13 protein-coding genes and 1 pseudogene are annotated in these 17,392 nt (G+C 71.7%); all 14 read left to right on the top strand.

The window, feature by feature from the left end:
• The first annotated feature begins 4 nt into the window (after positions 1-4).
• The 14 genes and pseudogenes from ACZ4SV_RS23055 (at position 5) to ACZ4SV_RS22990 (ending at position 17,154) form a co-directional block, all read left to right on the top strand.
• Positions 5-367, top strand: coding sequence for a DUF4233 domain-containing protein (locus tag ACZ4SV_RS23055; RefSeq protein ID WP_365876002.1), 363 nt, complete (start codon positions 5-7; stop codon positions 365-367).
• Positions 368-432: 65 nt separating this feature from the next.
• On the top strand, positions 433-846 hold the full coding sequence (ndk, locus tag ACZ4SV_RS23050; protein WP_365876004.1) for a nucleoside-diphosphate kinase: 414 nt from the start codon (positions 433-435) through the stop codon (positions 844-846).
• Between the two features lie 263 nt (positions 847-1,109).
• Positions 1,110-2,129, top strand: coding sequence for a rod shape-determining protein (locus tag ACZ4SV_RS23045; RefSeq protein WP_208036593.1), 1,020 nt, complete (start codon positions 1,110-1,112; stop codon positions 2,127-2,129).
• A 165-nt stretch (positions 2,130-2,294) separates the two neighbouring features.
• Entirely contained in the window at positions 2,295-3,251 is a 957-nt protein-coding gene (gene mreC, locus ACZ4SV_RS23040; RefSeq protein ID WP_365876006.1) for a rod shape-determining protein MreC, read from the top strand.
• 12 nt (positions 3,252-3,263) lie between these two features.
• Positions 3,264-3,941, top strand: coding sequence for a rod shape-determining protein MreD (gene mreD / locus ACZ4SV_RS23035; RefSeq protein WP_365876008.1), 678 nt, complete (start codon positions 3,264-3,266; stop codon positions 3,939-3,941).
• Between the two features lie 176 nt (positions 3,942-4,117).
• Positions 4,118-6,376, top strand: coding sequence for a penicillin-binding protein 2 (gene mrdA / locus ACZ4SV_RS23030; RefSeq protein ID WP_468006191.1), 2,259 nt, complete (start codon positions 4,118-4,120; stop codon positions 6,374-6,376).
• On the top strand, positions 6,373-7,569 hold the full coding sequence (rodA, locus tag ACZ4SV_RS23025) for a rod shape-determining protein RodA (RefSeq protein WP_365876012.1): 1,197 nt from the start codon (positions 6,373-6,375) through the stop codon (positions 7,567-7,569). Before mrdA ends, rodA begins: the two co-directional genes overlap by 4 nt.
• 110 nt (positions 7,570-7,679) lie before the next feature.
• Positions 7,680-9,168, top strand: a pseudogene (locus ACZ4SV_RS23020) (CYTH and CHAD domain-containing protein).
• A gap of 70 nt (positions 9,169-9,238) precedes the next feature.
• Complete coding sequence (locus ACZ4SV_RS23015; RefSeq protein WP_468006190.1) at positions 9,239-11,200, top strand: TIGR03960 family B12-binding radical SAM protein; 1,962 nt, start codon at positions 9,239-9,241, stop codon at positions 11,198-11,200.
• A 261-nt stretch (positions 11,201-11,461) separates the two neighbouring features.
• Positions 11,462-13,519, top strand: a complete 2,058-nt coding sequence (locus ACZ4SV_RS23010) for a restriction endonuclease (protein WP_468006189.1) — start codon at positions 11,462-11,464, stop codon at positions 13,517-13,519.
• A gap of 161 nt (positions 13,520-13,680) precedes the next feature.
• Positions 13,681-14,394 carry a GIY-YIG nuclease family protein gene (locus ACZ4SV_RS23005; RefSeq protein WP_468006188.1) on the top strand — a complete coding sequence of 238 codons (714 nt, stop codon included), beginning with the start codon at positions 13,681-13,683 and terminating at the stop codon, positions 14,392-14,394.
• 177 nt (positions 14,395-14,571) lie between these two features.
• Positions 14,572-15,132: a hypothetical protein gene (locus ACZ4SV_RS23000; protein WP_468006187.1), complete on the top strand. Its 561-nt coding sequence runs from the start codon at positions 14,572-14,574 to the stop codon at positions 15,130-15,132.
• Positions 15,133-15,221: 89 nt separating this feature from the next.
• Positions 15,222-16,334 carry a hypothetical protein gene (locus tag ACZ4SV_RS22995; protein ID WP_468006186.1) on the top strand — a complete coding sequence of 371 codons (1,113 nt, stop codon included), beginning with the start codon at positions 15,222-15,224 and terminating at the stop codon, positions 16,332-16,334.
• A 46-nt stretch (positions 16,335-16,380) separates the two neighbouring features.
• Entirely contained in the window at positions 16,381-17,154 is a 774-nt protein-coding gene (locus ACZ4SV_RS22990) for a TIGR03936 family radical SAM-associated protein (protein ID WP_397942819.1), read from the top strand.
• Positions 17,155-17,392 lie beyond the last annotated feature (238 nt).

Here is a 17,392-nt window from a genome sequence, read left to right as displayed (position 1 = left end):
GGCCATGCGTACGCTCTGCGCGTCGACCCTGCTCGGCGAGTTCTTCGTCATCGGCTTCGCCGGGCTGGTCGCCATGAAGGACCCGGACCTGGCCGTATCGACGGTGTGGCTGGTCAGCGGGATCGCCATGCTGCTGTGCCTGCTGCTGTGCGGCATGGTGACCCGGCCCGGCGGGGTGGCCCTCGGCTGGGCCCTGCAGATCGCCCTGATCGCCTCCGGTGTCTTCGTCCCCACGATGTACTTCATGGGCGCGGTCTTCGCGGCGCTGTGGTGGGCTTCGGTGCACTTCGGGAGAAAGGTGGACGAGGCGAAGGCCCGCTTCGCGGCGCAGGCCCGGTCCTCCTCCTCCCCGGCTGACGCTGCGTAACAGGCGCCCCGACACGCCCTGTAACCTCGTCCCACCGCACCCGTACGTCGTGTAAGGAGCCCCTCGTGTCCCAGCGCACCCTCGTCCTGCTCAAGCCCGACGCCGTCCGGCGCGGCCTGACCGGCGAGATCATCAGCCGGATCGAGCGCAAGGCCGGCTGGCGGATCACCGCGCTGGAGCTGCGCACCCTGGACCAGGACACGCTGGAGCAGCACTACGGCGAGCACAAGGGCAAGCCGTTCTACGAGCCGCTGGTGGAGTTCATGTCCTCCGGGCCGGTCGTCGCGCTGATCGTGGAGGGCGAGCGGGTGATCGAGGGCGTGCGCGCGCTCGCCGGCCCCACCGACCCGGTCGCCGCCGCGCCCGGCTCGATCCGCGGGGACTACGGCGTGATCGTGCGCGAGAACCTGATCCACGCCTCGGACTCCGAGGAGTCCGCCGAGCGCGAGGTGAAGCTCTTCTTCCCGGGCCGTGCCTGAGGCCGGGAACCGTCGCGGACGAGGTCCGGGCCCGTCCCGGACCCTTCTGGCATGGTCCGGGGCATTTGAGGGAACGCGCGCCCCCGAACGCCCGTCTCCACAAGCGGGGCGCCACGCCATCTGGTGACAATGGCGGAGACCCTCGCGCAGTGTTCGTGCAGGCGCGTTTACGATGGAAGCCTTCACGTCACAGCACCCGCCTCGCCGACCTGACATGCGTTCAAGAGCTCAGGAAAGCCAGATGAATCCGGATGGGGAACTCAATGTCGTTCATCGGCCGTGACATGGCTGTCGACCTCGGGACCGCCAACACGCTGGTGTACGTCAGGGGTCGCGGGATCGTACTGAACGAACCGTCCGTCGTGGCGATCAACACCAACACGGGCGGCATTCTGGCCGTCGGTGCCGAAGCGAAGAAGATGATCGGCCGGACGCCGGGCAACATCGTGGCCGTCCGGCCGCTGAAGGACGGCGTCATCGCCGACTTCGAGATCACCGAGCGGATGCTCCGCTACTTCATCCTGAAGATCCACAAGCGGCGCTACCTGGCCCGGCCCCGGGTCGTGGTCTGCGTGCCCTCGGGCATCACCGGCGTCGAGCGCCGCGCGGTCATCGAGGCGTCCTCCCAGGCCGGCGCCCGTCAGGTGCACATCATCGAGGAGCCCATGGCCGCCGCCATCGGCTCCGGGCTGCCCGTCCACGAGGCCACGGGCAACATGGTGGTGGACATCGGCGGCGGCACCACGGAGGTCGCGGTCATCTCGCTCGGCGGCATCGTCACCGCCCAGTCGATCCGCGTCGCCGGCGACGAACTGGACAACGCGATCATCCAGTACATCAAGAAGGAGTACAGCCTCCTGCTGGGCGAGCGCACCGCCGAACAGATCAAGATCACGATCGGTTCGGCGTACGAGCTCGACACCGACGAGCACACCGAGGTGCGCGGCCGGGACCTGGTGTCCGGACTGCCGAAGACCGTCGTCATCTCGGCGGCGGAGGTCCGCAAGGCCATCGAGGAGCCGGTCAACGCGATCGTGGACGCGGTCAAGACCACCCTCGACAAGTGCCCGCCGGAGCTGTCCGGCGACATCATGGACCGGGGCATCGTCCTGACCGGCGGCGGCGCGCTGCTGCGCGGCCTCGACGAGCGGCTGCGGCGGGAGACCGGCATGCCGATCCACATCGCCGAGGACCCGCTGGACAGCGTCGCGCTCGGCTCCGGGAAGTGCGTCGAGGAGTTCGAGGCGCTCCAGCAGGTCCTGGACGCCCAGCCGCGCAGATGACGGCACTCTCCGATTCCGCCGTACGAGATGTTCTCCTCTCGTGCGGCGGATCGTCGATATAGAGACATACGCTCCCCCCATGGGCCCCTTCGGTTCGCGCCGCACCGTTCGCGTTTTCCAAGGGTCCGCCGAATTCCTACTTGAGGAAGGGCACGGCCGCCGCACGTGAGGGACACGAAAGAGAGCCGGCTGCTCCTGGTCCTGCTGGTCGCCATCGCGTTCGCGCTGATCACGGTGGACATCCGCGGAGGGCGCAACTCGCCGGTCGACGGGGCCCGGCACGCCGCCGCGGCGGCGTTCGGACCGGTGGAGGACGGACTGTCCTCCGCGGTCGACCCGGTCGGCGACGCCGTCTCCGCCGTCCGCGACTCGGGCACCCGGCACGACCGGCTCGCCGCGCTGGAGAAGGAGAACGCCGCCCTCAAGGCCAAGCTGGGCAGCGACGACCGCACCCGCAGCCGCCTCAAGCAGCTCGACAGGATGCTGAAGCTGGCCGGCGAGGGGCAGTACGGCATCAAGGGCGCCCAGGTCATCGCCATCGGGTCGGCGCAGGGCTTCTCCTGGACCATCACCATCGACGCCGGCGCCGACGACGGCATCCGGCGGGACATGACCGTCCTCAACGCCGACGGCCTGGTCGGCCGGGTCACCACGGTCGGCCCCGGCACCTCCACCGTGCTGCTGGCCAACGACCCCGACTTCACCGTCGGCACCCGCATGGAGGGCAGCGACGAACTCGGCTTCGCCTCCGGCCAGGGCGACCGTCCGCTGCGCGTGGAACTGCTCAACGGCAAGGCGGAGGTGAAGAAGGGCGACCGGCTCGTCACCTTCGGCTCGCAGGCCGACAAGCCGTTCGTGCCCGGTGTCCCGGTCGGCGTGGTCTCCCGCGTGGACCCCTCCGGCGGCGGCCTGACCCGCACCCTGTACGTCACCCCGTACGTCGGCTTCACCAAGCTGGACGTCGTCGGCGTGGTCGTCCAGGGCCCGAAGAAGGACCCGCGGGACACCGTGCTCCCGGCCAAGCCGAAGCCGGTCCCGACCCCGACGGTGACCGTCACGGTCTCCCCGGGGGCCGGCACGCCCCAGAGCGACAACGCCACCGCCACCAACGAGCAGCAGTAGGAGCCGAATCCCATGCGTGCCAACCGGATCCTGCTCGCCACCGCGCTCGTCGTCGTGGCCCTGGTGATCCAGGTGAGCGTCCTCGCCCGGCTGCACCTGCCGGGCGCGGTCCCCGACCTGCTGCTGCTCACCGTCCTGGGCCTGGCGATGGTCTACGGCCATGTCGGCGGCGCCCTCGTCGGCTTCGGCGCCGGCCTGCTCGCCGACCTCGCCCCGCCCGCCGACCACGCGGCCGGCCGCTACGCCCTGGTCCTGTGCGTCACCGGCTACTTCGCCGGCCTGGTCCGGCCGGAGAACGGCCGGCTGAAGTCGGCGGCCGGCCCCATGGCCGTCGTGGTCGCCGCCGCCGTCGGCTCCACCCTGCTCTACGCCGGTGTGGGCGCCCTGGTCGGCGACACCGCCGCCCGTCATGTCGGCCTGCCGGGGCTGCTGTTCTCCGCCGCCCTGTACGACCTGCTGCTCGCCCCGTTCGTGGTGCCCGCGGTGATGTGGCTGGCCCGCCGCTCCGACAACGACCCGCTCGCCGAGACCGGCCCCGCGGCCAAGGCCGGCGACATCTCCGCAGGCTGGCTCTCCTCCGGCACCGGGCTGCGCGTCGGCGGCCAGCGCGGCGGTCTCGGCGCGCTGAAGGCCAAGGCCCGCACCCGCTCCGCCCGGGTCGGCCGGATCAAGGGAGTCAAGCGGCTGTGAACGGCGACGAGTTCGACCCCGGCGGGTTCACTCGATCGGGTCAGCTTTCCTGGAACGCGGGCGCACCGGCCGGTCGTTCCTCATGCGTGCCCGCCCGGCCGGCGCGCACCCACCCGCACCGCGTACCCACGCCGCACGCCCACACGTCCGCGCACTGAGAGGGGGAGACAGCCGCAGTGACCAACATTCCCGAGACCGGTCGGACCCCACGGGTCCAGATCCGGCTCGTCGTCATCCAGATCCTCGTCCTCTCCCTGCTCGGCACGCTCGGCGGCCGGCTGTGGTACCTGCAGATCCGCCAGGGCGCGGAGTACCAGAAGGAGGCGTCCGGCAACCACGTCCAGCAGGTGGTCGACGCCGCCGTGCGCGGGGACATCCTCGACGCCCGCGGCGTGCCCCTCGCGGACAACGAGACCCGGCTGGTGGTCTCCGCCTCCCGCACCGACCTGCTGAAGCAGCCGGACGACGGCAAGGCCGTCCTGACCAAGCTGGCCGGCGTCCTCGGCATGGACCCGCAGGAGGTCCTGCGCAAGGTCCGGCTGTGCGACGCCAAGACGCCCCAGCCCTGCTGGAACGGCTCGCCGTACCAGCCGATCCCGATCACCGACGAGGCCACCGCCAAGCAGGCCCTGCAGATCCGCGAGCGCTCCGAGGACTTCCCCGGCATCACCGCCGAGCCCGAGGCCGTCCGCCGCTACCCGGGCCCCGGCAAGTCCAACACCGCCCAGGTGCTCGGCTATCTCTCGCCCGTCACCGACGAGGAGATCCAGCAGGCCAAGGACACCGACTCGCCCTACCTGCGCTCCGACATGGTCGGCCGGTCCGGCCTGGAGCGGACGTACGACAAGGTGCTGCGCGGCAAGGCCGGCGTCACCCGTTACGAGGTCGACAACCTCGGCCGGGTCATCGGCAAGGCCGAGTCGGACGCCGCCCAGCCCGGCTCGAACCTGGTCACCAGCATCGACTCCCGCGTCCAACGGGTCGCGGAGTACGAGCTGGACAAGGCGATGAAGGCGGCCCGCCAGCAGTACGACAAGATCACCGGCACCAATTACAAGGCCGACTCCGGTGCCGTCGTGGTGATGGAGGCCAAGACCGGCCGGATCGTGGCGATGGCCTCCGCGCCGACCTACGACCCGAACGTCTGGGTCGGCGGCATCTCCGCGAAGGACTACACGGCCCTCACCGGCAAGGACTCGGACTACCCGCTGCTCAACCGGGCCATACAGGGTCAGGCCGCGCCCGGTTCGACGTTCAAGGTGGTCTCCACGGCCGCCGCGGTCGAGGCCGGCTACGCCTTCGACGGCCGCTACCCGTGCACGAGTTCCTACTCGGTGGGCAACCAGGTCTTCAAGAACTTCGAGGGCGAGAACTTCGGCCCCATCTCCCTCGGCCGCGCCCTGGAGGTCTCCTGCGACACCGTCTTCTACTACCTGTCCGACAAGGAGTGGAAGAAGGACGGCGGCATCCACCCCGGCGCGAACCGGCCCAAGGACTACTTCTACCGCGCCGCCCACCAGTTCGGCCTCGGCAGGGAGACCGGCGTCGACCTGCCCAACGAGGTCACCGGCCGCGTCCCCGACCGCCAGTGGAAAGAGGCGTACTGGAAGGCCAACAAGGACGCCTGGTGCAGGACCGGCAAGAAGGACGGCACCTACGTCGAGAAGATCGCCTACGAGAACTGCCTCGAAGGCAACAAGATGCGCGAAGGCGACTCGATCAACTACTCCATCGGCCAGGGCGACACCCTCGTCACGCCGATCCAGGAGGCCGTGATCTACGGCGCCGTCGCCAACGGCGGCACGATGTACCAGCCGACCATCGGCAAGGCGATCATCAGCCCCGACGGCAAGACCGCACGGGAGATCAAGCCGAAGAAGCGCGGGAAGCTGCCGGTCAGCCAGGCCACCCTCAAGGGCATGGACGACGCCTTCGCGGGCGTCATCACCCGCGGCACGGCGGCCTGGAAGTTCGGCGGCTGGCCGCAGGACAGGATCCCGCTGCACGCCAAGACCGGCACGGCGGAGGTCTACGGCAAGCAGACCACGTCCTGGCTGGCCACCTATTCCAAGGACTACACGGTGATCATGACGATCGCCCAGGCCGGCACGGGTTCCGGCGCCTCCGGTGAAGCCGTGCGCAACATCTACAGCGCGCTCTACGGCGTCCGGGGCGACGGCTCCATCGACCCGAAGCAGGCACTGCTGCCCGAGCCGCAGAAGGGCCTGCCCAAGGTCCGCACGGACGGCACCATCGCCGCCCCCAAGGTCACCGGCGACCCGGCGAAGGACGCCGAGACCGCCCAGAAGAACAACCCCACCAACGGCGCCGGCCAGCCGCCCGCGGGCACCACGCCGTCGCCCACCACGGGCAACCGCGCCACCCGCAGGCGCCGCGGCCACCGCCCGCGGGGAAGCCGGAGGATGCCCTCATGACCGGCACGAACAGCTTCTCCGTCTCCGGGTACGGCCCCGAGCGGGCCGGCTGGACCAGGCTCTTCGCCCGCGACTCGCTCACCCGCAGGCTGGACTGGCCGATACTGCTCGCGGCCACCGCCCTGTCCCTGCTGGGCTCGCTGCTGGTGTACTCGGCGACCCGCAACCGCACCGAACTCAACCAGGGCGACCCGTACTTCTTCCTGCTGCGGCACCTGATGAACCTCGGCATCGGGATCGCCCTGATGATCGCCACGCTCTGGCTCGGCCACCGCGCCCTGCGCAACGCCGTGCCGGTCCTCTACGGCCTGTCGGTGCTCCTCGCCCTGATCGTCCTGACCCCGCTCGGCGCGACGATCAACGGCCAGCGCAACTGGCTCGTCATCGGCGGTTTCTCCCTCCAGCCCGCCGAGTTCCTCAAGATCTCGATCATCCTGGGCATGGCCATGCTGCTGGCCGCGCGGGTGGACGCGGGCGACAAGCCGTTCCCCGACCACCGGACCGTCTTCCAGGCGCTGTGCCTGGCCGCCGTGCCGATCATGATCCTGCTGCTCATGCCCGACCTCGGCTCGGTGCTGGCGATGGTGGCGATCATCCTGGGCGTGCTGCTCGCCTCCGGCTCCTCCAACCGCTGGGTCTTCGGCCTGCTCACCGCCGGAGTGATCGGCTGTGTGGCGATCTGGCAGCTGCACATCCTGGACGAGTACCAGATCAACCGGTTCGCGGCCTTCGCCAACCCCGACCTGGACCCGGCGGGCGTCGGCTACAACACCAACCAGGCCCGGATCGCCATCGGTTCCGGCGGGCTGACCGGCGCCGGGCTCTTCCACGGCTCGCAGACCACCGGCCAGTTCGTGCCCGAGCAGCAGACGGACTTCGTGTTCACGGTCGCGGGCGAGGAACTGGGCTTCGTCGGCGCGGGCCTGATCATCTTCCTGCTCGGCGTCCTGCTGTGGCGCGCCTGCCGGATAGCACGCGACTCGACCGAGCTGTACGGGACGATCGTGGCCGCCGGGATCGTCGCCTGGTTCGCCTTCCAGTCCTTCGAGAACATCGGCATGACCCTCGGCATCATGCCGGTCACCGGCCTGCCGCTGCCGTTCGTGTCATACGGAGGCTCGTCGATGTTCGCGGTCTGGGTGGCCGTGGGACTGCTCCAGTCCATCAAGGTGCAACGACCGATGTCGGCGTAGCCCTCCGGGTGGGGTGACGGTGGCGTGGCGGCGGCCCGGCGCGGGTGCGTGGCGGGCGGGCCACGGGCCGTCCTCTGCCGTATCGGCGTCGCGGACACTAGATTCGGTGTATGGCGAAGGCAAGGCGTGAGATCGAGCGCAAGTACGAATCCATCGAGGGCGGGCTGCCCGACCTGACCGGTGTCGGCGCGGTGGCCGCGGTCCTCGACAAGGGCGTGGTCGAGCTGGACGCGACGTACTACGACACCGCCGACGAACGCCTGACCGCCGCCTCGCTCACCCTGCGCCGCCGCACCGGCGGCTCCGACGCCGGCTGGCACCTGAAGTTCCCGGTCGCCCCCGGAGTCCGCGACGAGATCCAGGCCCCGCTGCACGACACCGTCCCCGAGGAGATCGCCGCCCTGGTCCGCTCCCGGGTCCGGGACCGCCCGCTGCTCCCGCTGGTCCGGCTGCGCTCGGCGCGTGACGTCCGGCACCTGGTCGACGCGGACGGCACCCTGCTGGCCGAGGCGAGCCTGGACACCGTGACCGCCGAACGGCTCACCGGCGCGGGCCGCACCGTGCGGTGGACCGAGATCGAGGTCGAACTGGCCGACGGCGGCGACCCGGCCCTCCTCGACCAGGTGGACAAACGGCTGCGCAAGGCGGGCGCACGCCCTGCCGCCGCCCCCCTCCAAACTGGTCCGCGCCCTGGAACTGACGGCCGGGCACCGCCGGGGGAGCGGCGGACCCGGGCGCCCGGTGACCGCCGGCGACCACGTCCTCGCCTACCTGCGCGCCCAGCGGGACGCGCTGGTCGCCCTCGACCCCGCCGTCCGCCGCGGCATCCCCGACGCGGTGCACCGGATGCGGGTCGCGGCCCGCCGCGCCCACGCCACCCTGCGCACCTTCACCGGCGTCCTGGACCGCTCCGTCACCGGTCCCGTCGGCGGTGAGCTGAAGTGGCTCGCGGGCGAGCTGGGCGTCGACCGCGACCAGGAGGTGCTGGCCGACCGGCTGGCCACCGCCCTCGACGCGCTGCCGCCCGCCCTCGCCACCGGCCCCGCCCGCGCCCGCCTCACCGCCTGGGCCGGGGCCCGGCACGGCGGCGCCCACGCCCATCTGACCGGCGTCCTGGACTCCCGCCGCCACCTGGCCCTGCTCGACACCCTGGACGCCCTGCTCACCGACCCGCCCCTGCGCGCGGCGGCCGGCGGGAAACCGCGGAAGACGCTCGGCAAGGCCGTACGCAAGGGCGCGAAGAAGCTGACGGCCCGCATGGAGCACGCGCTCGCGCTGCCACCGGGCGACGACCGCGACCGCGCCCTGCACGAGGCCCGCAAGAAGGCCAAGCGCGTCCGGTACGCGGCCGAGGCCACCGGCGCCCGCGGCCTCACCAAGGCCATGAAATCCCTCACCACCCTCCTCGGCGACCACCACGACGGCGTCATGGCCCGCCGCACCCTGCGGGAACTGGCGGCGGTGGCGCACGCGGCGGGGGAGGACACGTTCGCGTACGGGCTGCTGTACGGCAGGGAGGAGGCCCGCGCGGCCCGGCTGGAGGCCGAACTGGCCGTACGGTGGCAGGAGACCGGCGGCGGGACGTCCGCAGCCGGCTGACCGTTCGGACCGGACCGCCGTCCGGGTTACGCTTGATGGTCACCCCCGTCAGCTCACGAAGGTTCGCGAGATGCCTGTCGAGTCGGTTTTCCCGCAGCTCGAAGCTCTGCTCCCGCACGTGCAGAAGCCGATCCAGTACGTCGGCGGCGAGCTCAACTCCACGGTGAAGCCGTGGGACGAGTGCGATGTCCGCTGGGCGCTCATGTACCCGGACGCGTACGAGGTCGGCCTGCCCAACCAGGGCGTCATGATCCTCTACGAGGTCCTGAACGAGCAGCAGGGCGTCCTCGCCGAGCGCACCTACAGCGTCTGGCCGGACCTGGAGGCGCTGATGCGCGAGCACGGCGTCCCGCAGTTCACGGTGGACAGCCACCGCCCGGTGAAGGCGTTCGACGTGTTCGGTCTCAGCTTCTCCACGGAGCTGGGCTACACGAACATGCTCACCGCGCTGGACCTGGCCGGCATCCCGCTGGAGTCCCGGGACCGCACCGACGACGACCCGATCGTCCTGGCCGGCGGCCACGCCGCCTTCAACCCGGAGCCGATCGCCGACTTCATCGACGCGGCCGTGATCGGCGACGGCGAGCAGGCCGTCCTCGACATGACCCGGATCATCCGCGAGTGGAAGGCCGAGGGCCGCCCCGGCGGCCGGCAGGAAGTCCTCTTCCGGCTGGCGAAGACGGGCGGGGTGTACATCCCGGCGTTCTACGACGTCGAGTACCTGCCGGACGGCCGCATCGCCCGGGTCGTCCCGAACCGCTCCGGCGTGCCGTGGCGGGTGTCCAAGCACACGGTCATGGACCTGGACGAGTGGCCGTACCCCAAGCAGCCCCTGGTGCCGCTGGCCGAGACCGTCCACGAGCGGATGTCGGTGGAGATCTTCCGCGGCTGCACGCGCGGCTGCCGCTTCTGCCAGGCCGGCATGATCACCCGGCCGGTCCGGGAGCGGTCCATCACGGGCATCGGCGAGATGGTCGACAAGGGCCTGAAGGCGACCGGCTTCGAGGAGGTGGGCCTGCTGTCCCTCTCCTCCGCGGACCACAGCGAGATCGGCGAGGTCGCCAAGGGCCTCGCGGACCGGTACGAGGACGACAAGATCGGCCTCTCCCTGCCCTCCACCCGCGTGGACGCCTTCAACATCGACCTGGCCAACGAGCTGACCCGCAACGGCCGCCGCTCCGGCCTGACCTTCGCCCCCGAGGGCGGCTCCGAACGCATCCGCAAGGTCATCAACAAGATGGTCTCGGAGGACGACCTGATCCGCACGGTCGCCACGGCGTACGGCAACGGCTGGCGCCAGGTGAAGCTGTACTTCATGTGCGGCCTGCCCACGGAGACCGACGACGACGTCCTGCAGATCGCCGACATGGCGACCCGCGTGATCCAGAAGGGCCGCGAGGTCTCCGGCTCCCAGGACATCCGCTGCACGGTCTCCATCGGCGGCTTCGTGCCCAAGCCCCACACGCCCTTCCAGTGGGCCCCGCAGCTCTCGGCGGAGGAGACGGACGCCCGGCTGGCCAAGCTGCGCGACAAGATCCGCGGCGACAAGAAGTACGGCCGCTCGATCGGCTTCCGCTACCACGACGGCAAGCCCGGCATCGTGGAGGGCCTGCTCTCCCGCGGTGACCGCCGTATCGGCGCGGTCATCCGCGCGGTGTACGACGACGGCGGCCGCTTCGACGGCTGGCGCGAGCACTTCTCCTACGACCGCTGGATGGCGTGCGCGGACAAGGCCCTCGCCCCCTTCGGCGTGGACGTCGACTGGTACACCACCCGGGAGCGCACCTACGAGGAGGTCCTGCCCTGGGACCACCTCGACTCCGGCCTGGACAAGGACTGGCTCTGGGAGGACTGGCAGGACGCCCTCGACGAGACGGAGGTCGAGGACTGCCGCTGGACCCCGTGCTTCGACTGCGGCGTCTGCCCGCAGATGGACACCCACATCCAGATCGGCCCCACCGGCAAGAAGCTCCTGCCCCTGACGGTCAAGAACGCGGGCCCGGCCCCGGCGACAAGCGGCCACACACACTGACGTGCGCCTTCCCTGACGGTCCGCTGCCGTACCGCGCAGCACCCACCGCCCCCTGCACCATGGACACCACGTTCGAGGTGCAGGGGGCGGTGTGCGCTGCGGAGCGTGTCATGACCCGCCGGAACCGCCGGTGCGCGTTGCTTTTGACACGTCGATTTCCCTGCCTGCGATCGCTGGATAGAGTCCTTTGGTTACTGCTGGTTGTGGGGACAACCAGAGCGTGGTCGGCTGTGCCGACGTCCTGGGGAGGGCCTGTAGCGCATGAGTCGTCGCTCTGCTGGTTTTGTCGGTGTCTGGGCGGATGCGCAGCGTCAGCACCAGCGTCAAGTGGAAGCCGAGGCCAGACGGCGCCGGGAAGAGGAACGGCAGGCGCGGGCCCGTCAACGACGTGCCGCGCAGGAGTACCGGCAGTACCGGCAGGCGGAGGCGCGACGGCGCACGGAGGAGCTGGACGCGCAGGTCGCCGCCTTGCAGGGGCTGCTGGTCGCGGGGTGCCGGGCGCCGGCCTTCAGGGCGTCGTCCCTGATGCGCACGGAGGAGATTCCGCCGTTCGACCCGGGACAGCTCGCCTGGCCCCTGCGCATGCCGGATGCGAGCCGGTACCAGGTGCAGGGAGGCTGGACCGCGAACCGGCGCGCCCAGGTCCAGGCGGAGGCGCAGGCTCGTTTCGAACGGGACTGGCACGCCGCGCAAGCCGCCGAAGCACAGCGGCAGCAGCGGCTGGCGGCCCTCAGGCGGGATCACGAGCAAAGGACCGGGGCCCTGCGGGCGGAAGTGCACCGGCACAACGCCGGCGTCGTCGAGGTGACCGAGGGCGTCAGGCGGGGAGACCCCGACTCCGCGGTGGAGTACTTCTCCGCCGCTCTCTACGCGTCGACCGCCTGGCCCGAAGGGTTCCCCCGGCAGGTCGCGGCAGCCTTCGACCCGGCGGCGCGGCAGTTGGTCCTGGACTGGGAGCTGCCCGGGTACGACGTGGTCCCCGAGGCGAAATCCGTGAGGTACGTGCCCGCCCAGGACGAGGACAAGGAGTCCGCGCGTCCTGTGACCCAGCGCCGTGGGCTGTACCGAGAGGTGCTGGCGCAGAGCCTGCTGCTGGTCCTGCGCCAGCTCTTCGCGGCGGACGAGTACGGCATCCTCGACTCGGTGGCCCTGAACGGCTTCGTGGACGCCCACGATCCGGCGACGGGCAGGCGAACGCACATCGTCCTTGCGACCGTCATGGCGCGGCGGGCGGCGTTGGCCGGCCTGCACCTGGAACAGGTGGACGCGGTCAGCTGTCTGACCGACGCGTTGAGGGGCCAGCTCGCGTCCCGCCCCGACCAGCTCACCGCCGTACGCCCGGGCCGGAAGCCGCAGGACGTCGGCCATCATGTCGTCACCCACGGCGGTGACGAGGAACCGGACCTGTACGACATGGATCCGATCGCCTTCGAGTCACTCGTCGCCGACCTGTTCCGCGCCATGGGGATGCAGGCCGTGACGACCCAGCGCTCCCACGACGGCGGCGTGGACGTCGACGCGCTGGACCCGACGCCCATCCGAGGCGGCAAGATCGTCGTACAGGTGAAGCGCTACCGCAGCACCGTGCCGCCCACTGCGGTGCGTGACCTGTACGGGACGGTCCAGGACGTCGGCGCCAACAAGGGCGTGCTGGTGACCACGGCGGGCTTCGGCCCCGGCTCGCACACCTTCGCTCGGGGCAAGCCCCTGGAACTCATCTCGGGCGGTGAACTCGTCGACCTGCTGCACCGGCACGGGCTTCGTGGGCGCCTGGGCGAGGGTGGGCGACCGGCTCCGGCGCAGCCGGCGCCCTCCCGTCCTGCGGCGGCGCCCGACGACCACAACGTGCTGGGCATGATGTGGTCCGGCAGAGTCGCACTGGACGTATGCGCCCTCGTCTGCCGTGGCGATCGCGTCCTGGGCGAAGACCACTTCGTCTTCTTCAACAATCCGCAGACTCCGGACGGTTCGGTACGCGCGGTGCCGGCTGCGGCGCCGGACAAGGCGGCGCTCCATGTCTCCTTCGCCGCGCTGCCGGAAGCGGCCGACCGCTTGGTTCTCGCGGCGGCCGTCGACCCGGAGGTGAACCCGGAAGCCGACCTGTCCGGATTCACCGATGCGTGCATCCGGCTGCTGGACCCGGCGATGACCGAACTCGGCCGGCTCGGGGTCTCCGACGGCCGCTCCGGCGAGACCGCATTGGTGCTCGGCTCCTTCCGGCGCAGGCCCAACGGCGACTGGGACTTCGTGCTCGGCGGGAAGGGGTTCACCGGAGGGCTGGAGCAGCTCGTCCAGGAGTACGGCATCGAAGTGGAGTGACGACACGGGGCCGGCTGCACGGTGCCGGCCTCTCCCCAGCCGGGGCGCATTTCGCCCGTCGGTGCCGGCGGCGTCCTCCCGCGCGCCGCTGCCGGTTCCCGGAGAGGCCACGGGCCCCCCGGGGAGTCCTGGAGGCACCCGGGGCTGCCTAGGATTGCCGTATGGAGTCGCGTGGGCGGGCGGGCCGGCAGGTCACACGAATAGAGCAGAAGTGGGGCTTCGGGCTGGCCCCCGTCAAGCCTGATGTGCAGCGTGCGCGTGTCGAGGCCGCGCGGACGGTGCTCGCCACCCTCGCCCAGGGCCATGTCGCGGCCCTGGGCCGGCTCGACGACTTGTCCACGGTCAAGGGCTTGTTCACCCGGACGTACAAGAAGGACCAGTGGGACTGGTTCACGGTCTCCGCGCAGTTGGGCTACCCGCCCCTCAAGGAGGCACGCCAGGCGTCCGGCACGCTCCAGCACCTGCGCCTGTGCATCAGGGACGCGAACTGGCAGGGAGCGGCCGAGACGGCGGCGACGCTGACGGCGGCCGGACTCCCGCGGCGGCTGGGCGACTTCATCACCGGTACGCCGGCTCCCCTCGACGGCCGTGGCTTCGTCTATGTGCTCTCCACCCGCGAGGCCCCCGAGATGCTCAAGATCGGCTACACCGACCGGGACCCCCTGACCCGGGCCAAAGAGATCAACTCGGCCACCGGTGTGATCATCCCCTGGGGCGTCCGCGGCGCGTGGACGGTCGCCCACGCCCAGCGCGTCGAAGCGGAGGTCCACGCCCTTCTCGCCGACTACCGCGTCCGCAGGGACCGCGAGTTCTTCCACATGCCCTTCGCGGAGGCGGCTCGCATCATCGACGGATACGCGACCGCGGCCCGCTGACGGCAGCAGCGCAGCGGACCCAAGCCCACCCGGCGGCAGGCGGACCGATCCGCGTGCTGCCGCCGACCAGCGCAACCAGGACTCCGTGCGGAACGTCTCCGCCGGCAGGGCGTGGGCCTGCGGAAGGCGGTCGCCGGCCACTGCGGGCGCGTCGTGGGGGAAGGACAGGACCGAACGGTGATCCACAGCGAGGAGAGCGTCGCGGCGGAACTGGACCGCGTCCGGCGGCGCCCGGCAGCCGATGCGGCTCCGCCCGTTCTGGCGGTCTTCACCGTCGAGGTCGCCGAGGGTTCCGCCGCGGAGTACGCGCAGCGGGTACGGCAGGTCCTCGCGGCGGCGCTCCAACTGGCCCGCACGGCCCGGTTCGACGACGAGGACCTGCCGGCGGACGAGTTCCCGGAGTGGTTCACGACGGTCTGCGCCCGGGACGGCGAGGTGCCCGAGCGATTCGCCCGGCTCGGCCGCACCGCGTACACCGAGCGCGGCGGCGGCAGCCCTTGGGCGCTGCAGAACTGGATCTACCGCTTCGATCCGGACGAGGAGTCCCGCGGCTGGGCATTCTGGGACGCCGTGCCGGTGGGCCCGGCGCAGGTCCGCGTCTGGGTGGACAGTTGGGGGGAATCGTTCTTCGGCTCCCTCGACCTGCTGTGGCTGCTGTGCACGGCCGGCGCGGCACGGGTGACGGGCCCGGAGGTCCGCAAGGCGGACGTGTGGGAGTCCGAGGCGGCCGCGCGGTGACGGAGACGGACCAGGGTCCGCGTACCCGGTCGAGAGGCGGTGCGGGAGGGGACCGCATCCGAACGGGTGGTTCGCGCGTCTCATGGGGTATGGACCTTGAGAAGCCGGCCGCCCCGTCCCGCCAGCCCGAAGGGTGCCTCGTCGTCGCCGTCCGGCTTCCCGTGCGGATCGTCGTCCTGGTGCTGGTCGTGCCGGTGCGGATGGTGTGGGACGCGCTCGTCGCCGGCGGACGGCTGCTGCGGGACACCGTGCTGCGGCCGCTCGGGCGGGCGCTGCTGTGGCTCGGCAGGGCCGTGTTCGTATGGCCGTTCGTCGCCCTGTGGCGGTATGCCGTGGTGCCCGTCGGCCGGGCGCTCGGCTGGCTCGCTCACGTCCTCCTCGTCGTGCCGGCCGGCTGGCTGTACCGGGGCGTCCTCACGCCCCTGGGACACGCCCTGCTCTGGCTGGCGCGCGGTGCCGGGGCCGGGCTCGCCTGGATGTACGCGCGCCTGCTGTGCCCCGCCGGCCGGGCGGTCGCCTGGCTGCTGACGGGCGCCGGCGCGGTGCTGGCCGCCCTCGGGTTCGGTGCGTACACGGCCGTCGCCTGGCTGGCGCGGTACCTGATCACCGTACCCGCGCGGTGGCTGTACACCTGGGTCCTCGCCCCGGCCGGCCGGGCCGTCGCCTGGTGTGCGCGGGGCCTCGGCCGGGTACTGGGACTGCTCGTCACCGGCGCCGGCCTGGCCCTGTACTGGACCGCCCGCGTCCTGCTCGTGCTGCCCGCGCTCGCCCTGTGGCGCTGGGTCCTCGCGCCGGCCGGCCGGTTCCTCGCCTTCCTCGGGCGGGAGTTGGCGGACGCCCTCGGGCACGCCTGGCGGGTCGCCGGGCGGATCTCCCGGGCCGTCGGCCGCGCCCTCGGGACCCTCTTCCGGTGGATCCTCGTGGAGCCGGTGCGCTGGGTGTACCGGACCGTGCTCACGCCCGTCGGACACGTCGTACGGGACGCCGTCCTGCGGCCCGTCGCCGCGGGCCTGCGCGCGGTGGGCCGGGTCACGCGCGAGGCGCTGGCCGCGGCCCGCGACACGGTACGGCAGACCCGCGCCGAGTTCCGCCGGATGCTGTTCGGCGAGCCCCGCCGGCCCGAGGCGGTGGACCGGCGGGAACCCACGGCCCACGACACACGTACTCTTGGTAGGAGTACGACCGCACTCACGAAGGATTAGGACACTGGGCAAGCGACAGCCCGAAGGCCCGCCGCCCGCACCCGCGGTGCAGCGCATCCGACTGCGTTACACCAAGCGCGGCCGCCTGAGGTTCACCAGCCACCGAGACTTCCAGCGCGCCTTCGAGCGGGCGCTGCGCCGCGCCGAGGTGCCGATGGCGTACTCGGCCGGGTTCACGCCGCACCCGAAGGTGTCGTACGCCAATGCCGCACCCACCGGCACGGGCAGTGAGGCGGAGTACCTGGAGATCGCGCTCACCCAGGCGCGCGACCCGGAGACCCTGCGCGCCCTCCTCGACGAGTCGCTGCCCGCCGGGCTCGACATCACCGACGCGGTGGAGGCGCGCACCGCGGGCCTCGCCGACCGGCTGACGGCCTCCGTGTGGGAGCTGCGGCTGGACGGCGTCGAGCCGGCCGAGGCCGAACGCGCGGTGCGGGCCTTCAACGAGGCCGGTGCCGTCGAGGTCCAGCGCCTGACCAAGAACGGCGTCCGCACCTTCGACGCCCGCCCGGCCGTGGTGAGTCTGGAAACGCACGGTGCACCGGCTGATAGGCCGACCGACCGGCCCTGTGCGATACTGCGGCTGGTTGTTCGGCACGTGACGCCTGCCGTACGACCCGACGACGTCCTGTCCGGTCTCCGCGCCGTGGCCGACCTGGCGCCGCCGGTCCCCGCAGCGGTGACCAGGCTGGCGCAGGGGCTGTTCGATGAAGAGACCGGCACGGTGACCGACCCGCTCGCGCCCGACCGCGAGGCCGCCGGGGCCCTGACGGCCCGGCCGGCCGCCGCGACGGCGCCCATGGCGGACGGTCCCGCGTAGGGACGGACGCCGTAGCGCCGCCCTCGTACTCGGGAGCCACCTGGGTCGGGCAGCGCACCGACCAGAAGACTTTCGCCAGGCCGTACCGACAAGGCGTACGGAACCGGCGAGACAGGACACAGAGTGCTCCCGTGCGGCGCCCGCGCCCCGGACGGCGGCCACCGCGTATCGCGCGGGCCGCGGACGTCAACGGCGGACGGTCCCTGAGACCGGCGCCGGACCAGGTGCGGCGCCCGGG

Source organism: Streptomyces sp. NPDC027672 (assembly GCF_055566335.1).
The sequence above is the reverse complement of the archived record's forward strand: the minus strand, read 5'-3'. Positions and strand labels throughout refer to the sequence as shown.